Source organism: Streptomyces sp. NBC_01210, from assembly GCF_036010325.1.
Lineage (GTDB): Bacteria > Actinomycetota > Actinomycetes > Streptomycetales > Streptomycetaceae > Streptomyces.
The window spans coordinates 5196792-5214202 of sequence record NZ_CP108549.1; the positions used below are offsets into that span (position 1 = coordinate 5196792).

Genomic DNA, 17411 nt, shown 5'->3' on the forward strand with positions numbered 1-17411 from the left:
CGCCCCTCGAACATCACGGCGGATGCGCATAGCATCCGCCCATGTCCAATGGTCAGTGGTACCCGCCGGAGTGGCCGGACCGGATTCGCGCGCTCGCGAGCGGTGAGCTCACCGCGGTGACGCCGAAGCGGGCGGCGACCGTGATGCTGCTGCGCGACACGGTGGACGGCCCTGCCGTGCACATGCTGCGCCGACGTGCCTCCATGGCTTTCGCCGGAGGCGCGTACGTGTATCCGGGCGGCGGCGTGGACGAACGCGACGACGATCACCTGGTGCGGTGGGCGGGCCCTGCGCTGACGGCCTGGTCGTCCCGTCTGGGCACCGGTCCTGCCGAGGCCCAGGCCATTGTGTGCGCGGCGGTGCGGGAGACGTACGAGGAGGCGGGCGTCCTGCTCGCGGGCCCGACGCCCGACACGGTCGTCGGCGACACGACGGGCGACGACTGGGAGGCGGACCGCCAGGCACTGGTCGACCGGGACCTGTCCTTCGCGGACTTCCTGGACCGCCGGGGTCTGGTGCTGCGCTCGGACCTGCTGGGCGCGTGGGCACGCTGGATCACTCCGGAGTTCGAGCCGCGCCGGTACGACACATGGTTCTTCGTGGCGGCACTCCCGGAGGGCCAGCGGACACGGAACGCCTCGACGGAGGCGGACCGCGCGGTCTGGATCCGCCCGCAGGAGGCGACGGCGGGCTACGACAAGGGCGACCTGCTGATGATGCCGCCGACGGTCTCCACGCTGCGGGCGCTGCAGCCGTACGCCACGGCGGCCTCGGCGCTGGCAGCGGCGGGGGAGCAGGACCTGACCGCGATCCTGGCCCGGGCGCGGCTGGAGGGCGGGGAACTGGTGCTGAGCTGGCCGGGGCACGACGAATTCACGAAGCACATCCCGACGGGGGGTGGCGCGCAGTGACACGGGGCGGTACGGCACGGCTGACGGTGCGCGGGAGGCACGCGGCGCCTTGCGCCGGGTGTGGAGTGGAGTTGCTGGTGCCGCGGCTGGTGCCGCCGCGTGGTGATGTGCGCCTGCGGGCGTCGGCTGCGGGCCGCGCCGGACGTGCGGCGCAGTCGCTCCTGTCGCAGGGTCACCCTTCGCACCGCCCCGCTTCGCACCGCCCCGCTTCGCACCGCCCCGCTTCGCACCGCCACGCCGCGGAGCCGCTCGCCGTAACCGCCAGCCACTCCGGAGGTGCCCGATGACCGACGCCGCTTCGCTGCCCGGGCAGCCCCGCGGTGGTGTGCTCTCCGGGCCCGCCACTGTCCGTGCCGTCAATGTCCTCGCACCCAATGCCTCCGCGATGACCCTCGACGGCACCAACACCTGGATCGTCTCCGAGCCCGACTCCGAGCTCGCCGTCGTCATCGACCCCGGGCCCCTCGACGACATACACCTCCAGGCCGTCATCGCCACCGCCGAGAAGGCGGGCAAGCGGGTCGCCCTGACCCTCCTCACCCACGGCCATCCCGACCACGCCGAGGGCGCCGCGCGCTTCGCCGAGTTGACGCGTACGCACGTCCGCGCCCTCGACCCCGCGCTGCGGCTCGGTGGCGAAGGGCTCGCCGCCGGGGACGTGATCACCACCGGCGGGCTCGAGATGCGGGTCGTCCCCACGCCCGGCCACACCTCCGACTCGCTCTGCTTCCACCTCCCCGCGGACCGGGCGGTGCTGACCGGTGACACGGTCCTCGGGCGCGGCACGACTCTCGTCGCGCACCCGGACGGGAGGCTCGGCGACTACCTCGACTCTCTCCGCCGGCTGCGCTCACTCACGGTCGACGACGGTGTGCATGCGGTGCTGCCGGGCCACGGCCCCGTACTCGACGACGCCCAGGGCGCGGTCGAGTTCTATCTGGCGCACCGCGCGCACCGCCTCGCCCAGGTGGAGACGGCCGTCGAGAACGGTCACCTCACCGCGGCCGAGGTGGTTGCGCATGTCTACGCGGACGTGGACAGGTCGCTCTGGCCGGCCGCCGAGCTGTCGGTGCGGGCACAGCTGGAGTATCTGCGCGAGCACGGCCTGATCGAACAGGGCTAGGAGAACAGGGCTAAGAGAACAGGGCTGGGAGAACCGGGACTGGGAGAACAGGCTGGGAGCAGCCCGAGCGACCCCTCACGCTCGATGAATTGACCCATGCTTTACGCTCCGCTTACTTCTGGCATCCGCTACTTCCGGGGCCTGCGCTGCCGGGCCCCGTCCCTGGGGGGACCACCGTGTTTGTCCTGTTCATCGTGCTCATCATCGCCGCGGCCGTGATGTATTTCGTCGCCCGCGGCGGCGAGCGCCGCGGCCTCAGACTGGGTGCCCTCGGCGCGCTGATAGCCGGCCTGTTCGCCGGCGTCTCCAGCTGCGTGCACATCGTCAGCGCCTACGAGGTCGGCGTCCCGGTCACTTTCGGCAGGGTCGGCACACCCATGACCCCGGGGATGAACTTCACATCGCCGTTCACCGACGTCACCACGTTCTCCACCCGCCCGGTGGACCTGAACCTCTCCGACAAGGACGTGGTCGAGGTGCGCTCCTCACAGGGCGGTGTGATGTACGTGGAGATCACCGTGAAGTGGGCGGTGACCCCGGCCAAGGCCATCGAGCTCTACAAGCTCGCCGGCAGCGAGGGCGCCATCCAGCAGCGGCTGGTCTTCCCGGACAGCCGGGAGATCATTCGCAATGTCTTCGCCCGCCACACCAGCGAGGAGGGCTACACCTCCGCCCGCGAGAAGATCAACAGCGAGATCGGTGATCTGATCAAGGAGCGCCTCGCCCCGCGCGGTATCGACGTCACCACCGTCAACCTGCGCAATGTGAAGCCGTCCGACCGGCTGCAGGACCAGATCGACCGCAAGATCCAGCAGCAGCAGGCGACGGAGCGGGCGACCGAGGCGGCGCGCACGGCGAAGGCGGAGGCCGAGCGGCGCAGGATCGAGGCCGAGGGCATCGCCAAGGCCAACAAGATCCTGAACGACTCGCTCAGCGACAAGGTCCTGACGAACCAGTGCATCGAGGCGTTCAAGGAGGCGGCCGCGAAGCACCCGGTGTACGCCGTGCCGTGTGGTGGCGGCTCGGGGAACCCGCTGATCGTGGACGGCACCAAGAACTGACATCTCACGTACGTACGAGCGGTACGTACGAGCGGTACGAGCGCAGGTACGAGAAGGGCCGCCCCGGAGTCGACCGGGGCGGCCCTTGCCGTATGTCTGGTGACCGGCGCGTGCCTGATGACTGCCGCGTGTCCGGTGACTAGCGCGAGCGCTTCGCGAGGCGCTCCACGTCCAGCAGGATCACCGCACGCGCCTCCAGCCTCAGCCAGCCGCGCTGCGCGAAGTCCGCGAGCGCCTTGTTCACGGTCTCGCGGGAGGCGCCGACCAGCTGGGCCAGCTCTTCCTGCGTCAGATCGTGCACGACGTGGATGCCTTCCTCCGACTGCACGCCGAAGCGGCGCGACAGGTCGAGGAGCGCGCGGGCCACGCGGCCCGGGACGTCGGAGAAGACCAGGTCGGACATCTGGTCGTTGGTCTTGCGCAGTCGGCGGGCGACGGCGCGCAGCAGGGCCGTGGCCACCTCGGGCCTGACGTTCAGCCAGGGCTGCAGATCGCCGTGGCCGAGGCCGAGGAGCTTGACCTCGGTCAGCGCGGTGGCGGTCGCGGTACGCGGGCCCGGGTCGAAGAGGGACAGCTCACCGATCAGCTCGCCCGGGCCGAGGACGGCGAGCATGTTCTCGCGGCCGTCGGGGGACGTGCGGTGGAGCTTGACCTTGCCTTCGGTGACCACGTAGAGGCGGTCGCCGGGGTCGCCCTCGTGGAAGAGCGCATCGCTACGGGCGAGCGTCACTTCACTCATCGAGGCGCGGAGCTCCGCGGCCTGCTCGTCATCGAGCGCCGCGAAGAGCGGGGCGCGCCGCAGAACGTCGTCCACGAGTTCTCTCCTTGTCGACCTGCTCAGGGACCGTTGGCCCCATGATGCCGGACCGCGCGGTGCTAGTCCGGAGGCAACCCCCGGACCCCCGGCAAGTAAATATTCGTGCGATCAATCACAACAAGTTTGACGCACTGGAGTGCCTGTTCGTGCAGCGGGGGCCCGATTGGGTCCTGATTGCTGGTGACCGCGGCGGATGTCAGTGGGGCCCCTTAGGCTGGCCGGGTGTCCAATTCGCCGGTGAGAGCGCAGGCCAAGGGGGCTGGAAGAGTGTCCGGAAAGCAGAATTCCGCTGTGGGCGAACAGTCCTCGCCCAGCCCTAAGAAACAGAATAAAACGCCCAAACCGGAATCAAGGTTGGGGATGGTCCGTCGCGCACGCCGGATCAACCGGGAGCTCGCCGAGGTCTATCCGTACGCCCACCCGGAGCTGGACTTCGTCGATCCCTTTCAGCTGCTCGTCGCCACGGTCCTGTCCGCCCAGACGACCGACCTGAGGGTGAACCAGACCACGCCCGCACTGTTCGCGAAGTACCCCACGCCCGAGGACATGGCCGCCGCCGTGCCCGAGGAGCTGGAGGAGATCATCCGCCCGACGGGCTTCTTCCGGGCCAAGGCGAAAGCTCTCATCGGCCTGTCCGCCGCCCTCCGGGACAACTTCGGCGGCGAGGTTCCGGGCCGGCTGAAGGATCTGGTGACGCTGCCCGGTGTCGGACGCAAGACGGCAAATGTGGTCCTGGGCAATGCATTCGGTGTACCGGGTCTCACTGTCGACACACACTTCGGCCGCCTGGTGCGCCGCTGGAAGTGGACCGAGCAGGAGGACCCGGAGAAGGTCGAGGCGGAGATCGCCGCGATCTTCCCGAAGTCCGAGTGGACGATGCTCTCGCACCGGATCATCTTCCACGGCCGCCGTATCTGCCACGCCCGCAAGCCGGCCTGCGGCGCCTGTCCCATCGCGCACCTCTGCCCGTCGTACGGGGAGGGCGAGACGGACCCCGAGAAGGCGAAGAAGCTTCTCAAGTACGAGCTGGGCGGCCGGCCGGGCCAGCGGCTGAGCCCGCCGCCGGACTACCCGGGGAAGTCCGCGCCGCCCCTGGGGGCAGCCGGGTGACGCCACGCCCCGAGCCGCACGCCGGACGACTCACGGAACGATCCACGCGCCCCGAGGCGTTGTGCACGAGGGGATGCCGATGACGCGCGCGGGAGAAGAGACGTACGACAAGACGCAGGACAAGACGCAGGACGAGACGTACGGAAAGCCCTACGACGAGACGTCCGGCAAGACGTACGAGAAGAGCCACGACGGGCGATACGACGGCGATGTCGCCGTCACGACCGAAGGTCTGCCCGAGTGGCTCGACCCCGTCGTGCGCGCCGCCCGCACCGTCGAGCCGAAGCAGCTCAGCCGCTTTCTGCCGCCCGAGAGTGGCCGGGGCAGGCAGTCCGCCGTCCTGATCCTCCTGGGCGAGGGCGCCAACGGCCCCGAGCTGCTCCTCATGGAGCGCGCGGGCAGCCTCCGCTCGCACCCGGGGCAGCCCTCTTTCCCGGGCGGCGCCCTCGACCCGGAGGACGGCGACCCGGCCACCACGGGCCCGCTGCGCGCTGCGCTCCGCGAGGCCGAGGAGGAGACCGGCCTCGACCCGGCCGGTGTCCAGATCTTCGGCGTCCTGCCCAGGCTCTACATCCCGGTGAGCAGTTTCGTCGTCACGCCCGTATTGGGTTGGTGGCGCATCCCGAGCCCTGTCGGAGCTGTCGATCCCGCGGAGACCGCGAGGGTCTTCACGGTGCCCGTGGCGGATCTCACGGACCCGTCCAACCGCGCGACCGCCGCGCACCCGAGCGGTCACAGTGGGCCGGCGTTTATGGTCGATGGGGCTCTGGTCTGGGGTTTCACTGCCGGTGTCATCGACCGGATCCTGCATTTCGCCGGATGGGAGAGACCATGGGACCGCTCCAAGCAGGTCCCCTTGGACTGGCGCTCATGACAATGTGACCCTCAGCCGCTCCAGCCGGACGGAGCGACGAACGACTGCGAGGCTATTGACGGTGAACGTGCTGGACATCCTGTTGCTGGTCGCCGCCGTGTGGTTCGCGATCGTCGGCTATCGCCAGGGTTTTGTCGTCGGCATCCTGTCGGTGATCGGTTTCCTCGGCGGCGGCCTCGTCGCGGTCTATCTGCTCCCCGTCATCTGGGGCCAGCTGACCAACGATTCCGATGTGTCGACGACGGCCGCGATCGTCGCCGTAGTGATCGTGATCGTCTGTGCCTCGATAGGCCAGGCCTTTACCACCCACCTCGGCAACAGACTGCGCCGGTTCATCACGTGGTCGCCCGCCCGCGCGCTGGACGCGACCGGTGGCGCGCTGGTCAATGTGGTCGCGATGCTGCTGGTCGCCTGGCTGATCGGCTCCGCGCTGGCGGGCACGTCCCTGCCCACGCTCGGCAAGGAGGTCCGTAACTCCAAGGTGCTGCTCGGCGTCTCCAGGGTGATGCCCAGTCAGGCGAACACCTGGTTCACGGACTTCTCCTCCGTCCTCGCGCAGAACGGCTTCCCGCAGGTCTTCAGCCCGTTCGCCAACGAGCCCATCACCGAGGTCCAGGCCCCGGACCCGGCGCTCGCGGGCAGCCCGGTCGCCGCCCGCGCCCAGCAGTCCATCGTCAAGGTCGTCGGTACGGCACCGAGCTGCGGCAAGGTCCTCGAAGGCAGCGGCTTTGTCTTCTCCGACCGCCGAGTGATGACCAACGCCCATGTCGTCGGCGGCGTCAACGAGCCGACCGTGCAGATCGGCGGCGAGGGCAAGCTGTACGACGCGAAGGTCGTCCTCTACGACTGGCAGCGTGACATTGCCGTACTGGACGTCCCCGACCTCAAGGCGCAGCCGCTCAGGTTCAGCGAGACGGACGCGCGCAGCGGCAACAGCGCGATCGTCGCGGGCTTCCCGGAGAACGGCTCGTACGACGTCCGCTCGGCCCGTGTCCGGGGCCGGATCAATGCCAACGGCCCCGACATCTACCGCCGCGGCACCGTGCGCCGCGATGTCTACTCGCTCTTCACGACGGTCCGTCAGGGCAACTCCGGCGGCCCGCTGCTCACGCCGGACGGCAGGGTGTACGGCGTCATCTTCGCCAGGTCACTGGACGATGCGGACACCGGTTACGCCCTGACGGCCGACGAGATCCGCGACGACATCACACGTGGCCTGACCGCCAACCAGCAGGTCGACAGCCAGGGATGCGCGCTGTAGCGGCGTTCTGTAGCGGCGGCGTGGAGGCGGAGCCGGGCGTCAGCCGCGGGTATGCCGCAATCGCGCCGAGACCCAGCGGGCCCGGCGCCTCAGGATGTGGGGAATGCCGATCCCCTGCCCCGGATGCTCATGGCCCGCACCTTGAGGGCCACCCCTCTCGTGGGTGATCGGCCCAGCGGCCGAGCGGCGGTTGCGTGCTGCGTCACCGTAGTCGTGCGTCCAGCCCATGTATCGACGTGTGCCCGTGCGCCATGGTCGGTAACCGCGTCAGGGGCGGCCAATTGGCCTATGCGCCAGGCATTTGGCTGTGCGTAGTACAAGCGTTCCATTGGGTTTATGGGATGTCCCGGTCGGGGCCCATCGGCGGGTCCAGCGTTCGGGTCCAGCGTTCGGGTCCAGCGTTCGAACCGGGCGTTCGGGCCACCTGCCGGGCCCGGCGTTCGGGTCCGCCGTTCGAGCCCAGGGTTCGGGTCCACCGATCCGGCTCCGGGTTCGGGTCTACCGGTCCGGCTCCGGGTTCGGGTCTACCGGTCCGGCTCCGGGTTCGGGTCTACCGGTCCGGCTCCGGGTCCTTCAGCCAGTTGATGAGCTCCGTCGAGAACGCCACCGGATCCTCCTCATGGGGGAAGTGGCCCAGGCCGTCGAACAGCCGCCAGCGGTACGGCGCTTCCACGTACTCGCCCGACCCCGCCGCACTGCGCGTCCGCATCGCCGGGTCCAAGGAGCCGTGCAGATGCAGCGTAGGCACCCGCACCGGGCGCTTCATCCGGCGGTTGAACTGGATGCCGTCCGGCCGAGCCATCGACCGCACCATCCACCGGTACGGCTCGATCGAGCAGTGCGCCGTCGACGGGATGCTCATCGCCCGCCGGTAGACCCCGACCGCATCCTCGTCCGGCAGCTGCGGCCCGGACCAGTCCTGGATCAGCTTGCCCACCAAGGCCGCGTCGTCCGCTACGAGCTGACGCTCCGGAAGCCACGGCCGCTGGAAGCCCCAGATGTACGAACCCGCGCGGCTCTGCGAGAAGTCGGAGAGCATCGCCGAGCGCCACCGCCGCGGATGGGGCATCGAGGAGACCGCGAGCCGGCGCACCAGCTTCGGCCGCATCACCGCCGCGGTCCACGCCAGATACCCGCCCAGGTCATGCCCGACCAGCGCCGCGTCCGGCTCGCCCAGCGAGCGCACCACGCCCGTGATGTCGAGCGCGAGGTTCGCGGGGTCGTAGCCCCGCGGCGTACGGTCGCTGCCGCCCACGCCCCGCAGATCCATCGCCACCGCCCGGAACCCCGCGTCGGCGAGCGCGGTCAGCTGATGCCGCCACGTCCACCAGAACTGCGGAAAGCCGTGGAGCAGCAGCACCAGCGGCCCGTCGCCCATCTCGGCGATGTGGAAGCGCGCACCGTTGGCCGCCACGTCGCGGTGGGTCCAGGGACCTTCGATGCGTACGGGGCTGCCAGCGCTGCCGAAGCCGCCGGGGTTGGTATCAGGGGCCGTCATGCAGACGAGCGTGCCACACCTGGACACCCGGCGTTTGCCGGGGCGGCCCGGATACGGACCAAGCCCGGCCCCCGCCGCCGACGCCGCCGGAGCTCACCGGCTCCTCGGACCCGCCGGGGCCCCTGGCTCAGACGGAGACCTTGTTCTGCGCCGCCCGGGGGTGCGGCTTGACGCTCTGCAGTACGGCCGCCGTCTGCTTGGCCGAAGCGATGGACTTCTCCGGCGGCTTGACCTTCTTGAACTTGGTCACGGCGAGCAGCGCCGCCAGCGCCGCCAGCACCAGGAACGCCCCGCCCACGATCAGGAACGACCAGGCGAGGCCAAGACCCAGATTGTGGATCCCGTACGCCGCGGCAAAGCTCAGCACCGGCAGCGAGAAGAGCGCGAACACTCCCGCGACGCTGATGGCCGCTCCGCCCATCGCGCCGCGCCTGACGTCCTGTCGCAGCTCCGCCTTGGCCAGGGCGATCTCGTCGTGCACAAGCGCGGACATCTCGGCGGTCGCCGAGGCGACCAACTGGCCGAGACTGCGGTCGGCGCCGACGGCGTTCGCCGTGCTGTTGCCGGGGTCGCTCATCGCTGACTCCCTCTCCATCATCTACGGATCCGATGTCAGATCATGCCGGACTGCCGAGCATTGTGCCCCGCCAGGGGTCTTGTGGGGCTGCCCGCTTCGCACGTGCCGCCGGGAGGTGAACGTTGGTCGTTGCTTCGTCCGCTGATACGCATTCGGGGACGCGCGGCCAATCGGGCAGGGCTCGGGCAGGGCTCGGGCAGGGCTCGGGCAGGGCTCCGGGGCGGCTCGGGCGAGTCAGATCACGCAGGACTGTCGATTCCGTTGCGGGACGCCCCCGCCAGCCCTGCCTTGCGACGGTGCTCCGCCGCCTTCTCCTCGTAGATCGCCGCCATCCGCAGGTGGTACTCGGGATTGTCCTGCTCGTAGATGTCGGGGATGCCGTCCTGGTCCTCGTCGCGCTCCTCGTCCTCGCACAGCGCCCGGTACTTGCGCACCCGCAGCTTGAGCAGAATCCCGGACAGTACGGCGGCGATCAGCGAGCCCATCAGGACCGCGGCCTTGACCTCGTCGGTCAGTGCCGCGTTGCCGGCGAAGGCGAGTTCGCCGATGAGGAGGGAGACAGTGAAGCCGATGCCGGCGAGTGAGGCGACGGCGAGGACGTCCGGCCAGGCGAGGTCGTCATTGAGCTCGGCCCTGGTGAAGCGTGCCGCCAGCCAGGTGCCGCCGAAGACGCCGACGGTCTTGCCCACCACCAGACCGAGGACGACGCCAAGGGTCTCGGGCTTGGTGAAGACATCGGTGAGCGAGCTGCCGGAGACCGTGACACCCGCCGAGAAGAGCGCGAAAAGCGGTACGGCGAGACCCGCGGAAACGGGCCGTACGAGGTGCTCGATGTGCTCGCCGGGGGAGTACTCCTCGCCGTCCCGCTTGGTGCAGCGCAGCATCAGGCCCATCGCGACACCCGCGATGGTGGAGTGGACGCCGCTGTTGTACATCAGCCCCCAGATGACCAGGGCCAGCGGCACGTAGACGTACCAGCCGCGCACGCCTTTGCGCAGCAGCAGCCAGAACACGGCGAGCCCGATCACGGCCCCGCCGAGCGCGGCGAAGTTCAGGTCGTCGGTGAAGAAGACCGCGATGATCAGGATCGCGAAGAGGTCGTCGACGACGGCGAGGGTCAGCAGGAACGCGCGCAGCGCGGACGGCAGCGAGGTGCCGATGACCGCGAGGACGGCGAGCGCGAAGGCGATGTCGGTGGCGGTCGGGACGGCCCAGCCGTCGGTGGAACCGCCGCCGATGACGGCGGTGAGGGTGTAGACGAGTGCGGGCACCACCATGCCGCAGATCGCCGCGATCACGGGGAGGGCGGCCGCCTTGGGGTCGCGCAGCTCACCGGCGACCAGCTCGCGCTTGAGCTCGATGCCCGCGACGAAGAAGAAGATGGCGAGCAGCCCGTCGGCGGCCCAGTGCTGGACCGAGAGGTCGAGGCCGAGGGCGGCCGGGCCCATATGGAAGCTGCGTACGGATTCGTAGCTGTCGCTCAGCGGGGTGTTCGCCCAGATCAGCGCGGCGATCGTGGCTATCAGGAGGAGTACGCCACCGACGGTCTCGGCGCGCAGCGCGTCCGACACGTATGTCCGCTCGGGCAGCGAAAGACGTCCGAGGAACTTGCGGTTGGTGGGGGTGGGCGGCGCGGCCACGTCGTGGGACCTCCGGTCGGGTAGGCAGGGCGGAACACATGCCGACCAGACTTCCCGGCGCACCTAGTTTCTTATCGCGCCATTGACGCGGTCATTAGTTTACCTAAGAGCGCAAGGGCGTATCCGGTGACCCTCACTTTAGGTGCATAAGGGGCGCGTGGCGCGATGCCGCCGGGCCGCCGGGTGCGCGTGCCTGCGGCGCGAACCGCCGCCTCGGGGCGCCGGGTCCAGCTCCAACTCGTACCGCAACCCATGGGGCGCCAACCCGTCCATGGCGAGGGGGTCCGGCCGCCGCGCGGCGGCCGGACCCCTTCCCCCAACGCCGGGTCTCAGTCCTCGCTGGCCGCGCTCGGCAGCTTCGACTGGATCAGGTCCATCACCGACGAGTCCGTGAGCGTGGTGACATCGCCCAGCTGACGATTCTCGGCCACATCACGCAGCAACCGGCGCATGATCTTGCCGGAGCGCGTCTTCGGCAGCTCCGCCACCGGCAGCACCCGCTTCGGCTTGGCGATCGGGCCGAGCGTCGCGCCCACGTGGTTGCGCAGGTCGTTCACGAGGTTCTCGTCCTCGCTCGCCGTACCGCGCAGGATCACGAAGGCAACGATCGCCTGACCGGTCGTCTCGTCCGTCGCGCCCACGACCGCCGCCTCGGCGACCTTCGGGTGCGAGACCAGGGCCGACTCCACCTCGGTGGTCGAGATGTTGTGGCCGGACACCAGCATCACGTCGTCGACCCGGCCCAGCAGCCAGATATCGCCGTCGTCGTCCTTCTTGGCGCCGTCGCCCGCGAAATACTTGCCCTCGAAGCGCGACCAGTACGTGTCGATGAAGCGCTGGTCGTCGCCCCAGATGGTGCGCAGCATCGCCGGCCACGGCTCGGTCAGGACGAGATAGCCGCCGCCACCGTTGGGCACATCGTTCGCCTCGTCGTCCACGACGGTCGCCGAGATCCCGGGCAGCGCGCGCTGCGCGGATCCGGGCTTGGTCTCGGTGACACCGGGCAGCGGCGAGATCATCATCGCGCCGGTCTCGGTCTGCCACCAGGTGTCGACGATCGGGGTGTTGCCGGCGCCGATGTGCTCCCGATACCACATCCACGCCTCGGGGTTGATGGGCTCACCGACCGACCCGAGGATCCGCAGACTGCTCAGGTCGAACTTGGCGGGGATGTCGTCTCCCCACTTCATGAACGTACGAATCGCGGTCGGCGCCGTGTAGAGGATCGTGACGCCGTACTTCTGGATGATCTCCCAGAAGCGGCCCTGGTGCGGGGTGTCGGGCGTGCCTTCGTACATCACCTGGGTCGCGCCGTTGGCCAGCGGCCCGTACACGATGTACGAATGGCCGGTCACCCAGCCGATGTCGGCGGTGCACCAGAAGATGTCCGTCTCCGGCTTGAGGTCGAAGACGGCGTGGTGGGTGTAGGCCGCCTGGGTGAGATAGCCGCCGGAGGTGTGCAGGATGCCCTTCGGCTTACCCGTCGTGCCGGAGGTGTAGAGGATGAAGAGCGGGTGCTCCGCGTCGAAGGCCTCCGGGGTGTGCTCGGCGGACTGGCGGGTGACGATGTCGTGCCACCACACGTCGCGGCCCTCGGCGATCGCTGTGTCCTGGCCGGTACGCCGTACCACCAGGACATGCTCGACCTGCGGGCACTTGGCGACGGCCTCGTCGATCGCGGGCTTGAGCGCGGTCGGCTTGCCGCGGCGGTAGCCGCCGTCCGCGGTGATGACCAGCTTGGCGTCGGCGTCCTGGATACGGGAGGCGACGGCCTCGGCCGAGAAGCCACCGAAGACCACCGAGTGGGCGGCGCCGATACGGGCGCAGGCCAGCATTGCCACAACGGCTTCGGGGATCATCGGGAGGTAGACGGCGACCCGGTCGCCCTTGACGACTCCCAGCTCGGTGAGGGCGTTCGCGGCGCGCGAGACCTCGTCCTTGAGCTCGGCGTAGGTGATGGCCCGGCTGTCGCCGGGCTCACCCTCGAAGTGGAGGGCGACGCGGTCGCCGTTGCCCGCTTCGACATGGCGGTCCACGCAGTTGTACGCGACGTTGAGCTTGCCGTCGGTGAACCACTTCGCGAACGGCGGGTTGGTCCAGTCGAGGGTTTCGGTCGGTTCGGTGGCCCAGGTGAGCCGGCGCGCCTGCTCGGCCCAGAAGCCAAGCCTGTCCGCCTCGGCCTGCTCATACGCCTCCGCCGTCACGTTGGCGTTCGCGGCCAGCTCGGCCGGAGGCGCGAACCGCCGCTCCTCCTTGAGCAGGTTGGCCAGGCTTTCGTTGCTCACGACATCTCCCTTTCCCAGGGCGTCCTATGTGCCTATGTGTCCCAGGCCATAGCTCATCAGCCGACGGGCCGGGACACAAGAGCCTGCCGGAATTGGTTTAGACCTATAGGTGGCCCCTCCTCCCCGGGCGGCGGGAAAGAGGGGCCATACGTTCTCACGGACAGGAAGGGTGAGCGGTTCAGGCACGTGGTTTCGGGGCGTGTGGTTTCAGGCGCGTGGTTTCAGGCGCGTGGTTTCAGGGCGCGTTCTTGAGGACGCGTGGTTTCCGGGGGGCGGTTCAGGCGCGCGCCTTCTGGAGGACCGAGGGGGTGGGGGCGACTCGGTCGAAGACCTCGTCGATCTCATGCTCGTCACTGCTCGCGAGCAGATACGCCTGGGCCTCGCCGACATGGAAGTACATGCCGTGCAGCTCCAGCGTGCCCTCGGCGAGCCGTCTGGCCACCGCCTCATGGGCGCGCAGATGCTCCAACTGCTGGACCACATTCGTCAGACACAGCTGCTCGACAGCGTCGGTCGGCAGCCGCCCGGAGATCCTGGCCCAGGAACGGTGTCGGCTCTTCATCCGCTCCAGGCTCGGCAGCCCGTGGCGCAGCCAGCGCCGCAGCGGGGTCTGGGCGCCCCCGGGCGGAGCGTTCAGCAGGGCCTGCATCGCCCCGCACCCGGAGTGCCCGCAGATGGTGATCGAGTCCACCTCCAGGACATCGACGGCGTACTCGATCGCGGCCGCCACCGAGTCGTCGCTGCTCTCCGCGCCGGGGAGGGGCACCAGATTGCCCACATTCCGTACGGTGAACAGATCGCCCGGACCGCTGGCCGTGATCATGCTGGTGACCAGGCGGGAGTCGGCGCAGGTGAGGAAGAGCTGCGAGGGCCGCTGCCCCTCGCGGGCCAGCCGCGCCAGCTCGTCGCGCACCAGTGGAGCGGTATCGCGCTGGAACGAGCTGAGCCCGTTGGCCAGTTGATGCGGCTTGGCGCGTGGCGGGCGCTCGTCGCAGTGGTGGTTGCGCCAGGGCGTCCAGGGGCGGCAGCAGCCGTGTGTTTCGGAGGCGGGCTCGCTGATCCGTCCCCCTGCCCGGCCGGTGAACTCCACCGTCCCGCCCTGCGCGACATGCGAGATCTGCCAGTCGTGCAGTGCTTCGTACGCGGCATGGTCCATGAACGACCCGTCCAGCTCGATGACGCAGTCGGCCTCCTGGGGGATCTGGCTCAGCATCCGGCTCAGCCGAGGCACGGCGAGGAACGTCAACTGACCGCGCGCCCGCATCCGGTGGACCCCCTCCTGCTCGGCGGAGGTGATCCGGGTCCTGGTCAGTCGGTGCAGCGCGACGGCGACCGCCACCGCGATCCCGATCGCCACGCCTTCCAGTACGCCGGCGATGACGACCGAGGCCAGCGTCACCGTGTACACCAGCATTTCGCGGTTCCGCTTCACGCTGCGCAGATGCGTGATGCTGACCATCTGGACGCCCACGACCATCACCAGCGCGGCGAGGGCCGCCAGCGGGATCAGATCGAGCACGGGCACCAGCAGCAGCGCGGCGACCGCGATCCACATGCCGTGCAGCATCGTGGCGTTACGGCTCACAGCGCCCGCGGACACATTCGCGGCGCTGCGTACGGCGACCCCGGTGACGGGCAGCCCGCCGAGTGCGCCGGAGACGACATTCGCCGCTCCCTGCCCGGCCAGCTCGCGGTCGAGATGAGCGCGCGGAATGCGAACGGCCGGCTCCTTGCGGGCGGCCACCAGCTTGTCGACGGCGACCGCCGACAGCAGTGACTCCACGCTGCCCACCAAGGTGATGGTGAGCACGGCGGCGAGTATGCCCAGCGCCGGCCCCTCGGGCAGCTGGGGCAGGGCGTGGCTGCTCCAGGACGGCAGATCGACGCGCGTCAGGTTCAGCCCGGCGAGCGTGGCGAAGACGGTCGCGCCCGCCACCGCGGCGAGCGCGGCAGGGAGCTTTCGTACGATCCGGCCCGTCCGCCCCGGAATCCGTGGCCACAGCAGCAGTACGGCGACGGTCAGGATGCTGACCGAGAGTGCGGCCGGGTGGAGGCTGGCCAACTGGGCCGGAAGAGCACGGACGTTGTCGACCGCCGAGCTCTGCGGGGTGCTGCCGAGAACGATATGGAGTTGGGCGAGGGCGATCGTGACGCCGATGCCGGCAAGCATGCCGTGCACGATCGCCGGGCTGACGGCGAGGGCCGAACGGGCCACCCGCAGGGCGGACAGCCCGAGTTGGGCGAGTCCGGCGAGAACGGTCATGGCGCAGGTGGTGCGCCAGCCGTACCGCTGGATCAGATCGGCGGTGACGACGGTCAGTCCGGCCGCGGGGCCGCTGACTTGCAGCGGTGCCCCGCCGAGCCGACCGACGACGATGCCGCCGACGGCGGCGGCCACCAGCCCGGCCTGGAGTGGTGCGCCGGTGGCGAGTGCGATGCCGAGGGAGAGCGGCAGCGCGATCAGAAAGACGGAGATCGAGGCGGAGAAGTCGGCGCCCGCGATACGGAATCGACGGCCACCGCCATGGCCGCCGTCGGGCGACGGCGGACTGTGCGGGCGCTGGAAGCGCGAGGCCAGAAACGTACGCGACTTCGTAGGGGACTTGGTACGGGACTTGTTGTGCTTGGTCTTGCGTGAAGGGTCGTCGGTGCGAGTGGGGACGCAGGAAGGCATGGTTCCCGTCTCCTCCGGGGCAGCGCGGTCGCGGAATGGGGGACGCGGCCGTGGGTCACGGCGTGCAGCGGCGGGATACTCAACTCTCGGTAAATGGATCGTAATGCAGAGTAAAGAGTCTGGCATTAATTTCAGGGCAAATAGGGCAGCCTTTCACCCGATCCAGTGATTAATGATTTGAACGCGGCTCGTCGCGCTTCCCTCTCACCACCGCGATGCGAGTTTGTCGGCGCCGTAAGTAGGTCGTCGTACAGACGTATAGGCATACAGCCCAGGAAAGAGGGTGGGCGGATGAAGGCCGCTACGCAGAGGATCGCTGTCGCCGCAGTCGCAACGGCGCTGGTCGCAGGACTCGCCGGCTGTTCCGGTACGGAGGCCCCGTCCGCCCGCAAGCAGGGCGCCCCCCGGGCGAAGCACGGCGCCCCCGGAGCAAGGCACGGCGCTGCGGGCCCCCAGAGTGCGGTACGTCTCATCGGCGACGGCTCGACGGCGTTCACCGGAGCTCAGCCCGGCCTGATGAAGCCACAGCGCCTGAAGCCCGGTCAGGCGCCACCGCAGTTCGTGGTGTTCTCCTGGGACGGGGCCAGCGAGGACGGTCAGAAGCTCTTCTCGCACTTCCGCAAGGTCGGCAGGAAGTACGACGCGACGATGACCTACTTCCTCAGCGGCATCTATCTGCTCCCCGAGGCGAAGGCGAACCTCTACGACCCGCCCCAGCACTTGGCCGGGAGCTCCGAAATCGGCTTCAACAACATCCAGGGCATCAGGGACACCGTGCGTGAGCTGCGCGGCGCCTGGCAGGAGGGCAATGAGGTGGGTACCCACTTCAACGGCCACTTCTGCGGCAAGGACGGCGGGGTCGGCAACTGGTCCGTCGACGAGTGGAAGAGCGAGATCAGTCAGGCCAAGTCCTTTGTGGAGAACTGGAGGACGAACGCCGGCCTGGAGACCGAGCAGCCGCTGCCCTTCGACTACGAGAAGGAGCTCATTGGCGCCCGCACGCCCTGCCTCGAGGGCCGCCCGAACTTTCTCCGTGCCGCGAGCGAGTTGGGCTTCCGCTATGACACCAGCGGCGTCAATGACCAGATCTGGCCCAAGAAGGAACTGGGCCTGTGGGACCTGTCGATGCAACTGGTCCCGGTACCGGGCCGCGCCTTTGAGACGCTCTCCATGGACTACAACTTCATGGTCAACCAGTCGGGGACGGTCAACGGCGACCCGGCGGAGCGCGAGTACTGGGGCAACCAGATGCGCGACGGCCTGGTGCAGGCCTTCAACCGCGCGTACAAGGGCAATCGGGCCCCGCTGATCATCGGCAACCACTTCGAATCCTGGAACGGCGGCACGTATATGCGCGCCATCGAGGAGACGATCGCGACGGTCTGTGTGAAGCGCGATGTGAAGTGCGTGTCCTTCCGGCAGCTCGCCGACTGGCTGGACGCGCAGGACCCGGCGGTCCTCCAGAAGATGCACGGCCTGCGAGTCGGACAGGCCCCGCCGGGCGGCTGGACGGGGTTCCTCGCCGCCCAGCCCGCGGCGAAGCAGGCTGAGCAGCACTGACATCCGCCACGCCCGGGAAG

Annotated in this window: 14 protein-coding genes; 7 read left to right on the forward strand and 7 right to left on the reverse strand. The window is 69.3% G+C overall.

Going from position 1 to position 17411, the window contains the following annotated elements; genetic code table 11:
• The first annotated feature begins 41 nt into the window (after nt 1-41).
• The 3 genes from OG735_RS23620 to OG735_RS23630 all read left to right on the forward strand — a co-directional run bounded on the left by OG735_RS23620 (nt 42) and on the right by OG735_RS23630 (nt 3095).
• Nucleotides 42-911, forward strand: coding sequence for an NUDIX hydrolase (locus tag OG735_RS23620; RefSeq protein WP_327325154.1), 870 nt, complete (start codon nt 42-44; stop codon nt 909-911).
• A gap of 283 nt (nt 912-1194) precedes the next feature.
• On the forward strand, nt 1195-2034 hold the full coding sequence (locus OG735_RS23625) for an MBL fold metallo-hydrolase (RefSeq protein WP_327325155.1): 840 nt from the start codon (nt 1195-1197) through the stop codon (nt 2032-2034).
• Nucleotides 2035-2210: 176 nt separating this feature from the next.
• Nucleotides 2211-3095 carry a prohibitin family protein gene (locus tag OG735_RS23630; RefSeq protein ID WP_327325156.1) on the forward strand — a complete coding sequence of 295 codons (885 nt, stop codon included), beginning with the start codon at nt 2211-2213 and terminating at the stop codon, nt 3093-3095.
• Between the two features lie 139 nt (nt 3096-3234).
• On the opposite strand, the gene OG735_RS23635 is transcribed toward OG735_RS23630, so the two are convergent.
• Nucleotides 3235-3909, reverse strand: coding sequence for a Crp/Fnr family transcriptional regulator (locus OG735_RS23635; protein ID WP_326651593.1), 675 nt, complete (start codon nt 3907-3909; stop codon nt 3235-3237).
• Between the two features lie 270 nt (nt 3910-4179).
• Between OG735_RS23635 and nth the strand changes: the two genes are divergently transcribed.
• The 3 genes from nth (at nt 4180) to OG735_RS23650 (ending at nt 7157) form a co-directional block, all read left to right on the forward strand.
• Nucleotides 4180-5022, forward strand: coding sequence for an endonuclease III (gene nth, locus OG735_RS23640; RefSeq protein ID WP_327325157.1), 843 nt, complete (start codon nt 4180-4182; stop codon nt 5020-5022).
• Between the two features lie 79 nt (nt 5023-5101).
• Nucleotides 5102-5896 carry an NUDIX hydrolase gene (locus OG735_RS23645; protein WP_327325158.1) on the forward strand — a complete coding sequence of 265 codons (795 nt, stop codon included), beginning with the start codon at nt 5102-5104 and terminating at the stop codon, nt 5894-5896.
• Between the two features lie 61 nt (nt 5897-5957).
• Nucleotides 5958-7157 carry a MarP family serine protease gene (locus tag OG735_RS23650; protein ID WP_327325159.1) on the forward strand — a complete coding sequence of 400 codons (1200 nt, stop codon included), beginning with the start codon at nt 5958-5960 and terminating at the stop codon, nt 7155-7157.
• 39 nt (nt 7158-7196) lie between these two features.
• Here OG735_RS23650 and OG735_RS23655 read toward each other — a convergent pair whose 3' ends face one another.
• The 6 genes from OG735_RS23655 to OG735_RS23680 form a co-directional block, all read right to left on the reverse strand.
• The gene (locus tag OG735_RS23655; protein WP_327325160.1) at nt 7197-7385 is read right to left on the reverse strand and encodes a hypothetical protein; all 189 of its coding nucleotides are present in this window, start codon (nt 7383-7385) and stop codon (nt 7197-7199) included.
• A 322-nt stretch (nt 7386-7707) separates the two neighbouring features.
• Nucleotides 7708-8655, reverse strand: coding sequence for an alpha/beta fold hydrolase (locus OG735_RS23660; RefSeq protein ID WP_327325161.1), 948 nt, complete (start codon nt 8653-8655; stop codon nt 7708-7710).
• Between the two features lie 127 nt (nt 8656-8782).
• Nucleotides 8783-9232 carry a phage holin family protein gene (locus OG735_RS23665; RefSeq protein WP_327325162.1) on the reverse strand — a complete coding sequence of 150 codons (450 nt, stop codon included), beginning with the start codon at nt 9230-9232 and terminating at the stop codon, nt 8783-8785.
• A gap of 239 nt (nt 9233-9471) precedes the next feature.
• A complete protein-coding gene (nhaA, locus tag OG735_RS23670) occupies nt 9472-10872 on the reverse strand; it encodes a Na+/H+ antiporter NhaA (RefSeq protein ID WP_327325163.1) in 1401 nt (466 codons plus the stop codon).
• A 329-nt stretch (nt 10873-11201) separates the two neighbouring features.
• Nucleotides 11202-13157, reverse strand: coding sequence for an acetate--CoA ligase (gene acs, locus OG735_RS23675; RefSeq protein WP_327325164.1), 1956 nt, complete (start codon nt 13155-13157; stop codon nt 11202-11204).
• A gap of 277 nt (nt 13158-13434) precedes the next feature.
• Nucleotides 13435-15831 (reverse strand): bifunctional SulP family inorganic anion transporter/carbonic anhydrase, encoded by a 2397-nt coding sequence (locus tag OG735_RS23680; RefSeq protein WP_327325165.1) that lies wholly within the window; start codon nt 15829-15831, stop codon nt 13435-13437.
• Nucleotides 15832-16122: 291 nt separating this feature from the next.
• Here OG735_RS23680 and OG735_RS23685 point away from each other — a divergent pair, with 291 nt between their 5' ends.
• Complete coding sequence (locus OG735_RS23685; protein WP_327325166.1) at nt 16123-17391, forward strand: hypothetical protein; 1269 nt, start codon at nt 16123-16125, stop codon at nt 17389-17391.
• Nucleotides 17392-17411 lie beyond the last annotated feature (20 nt).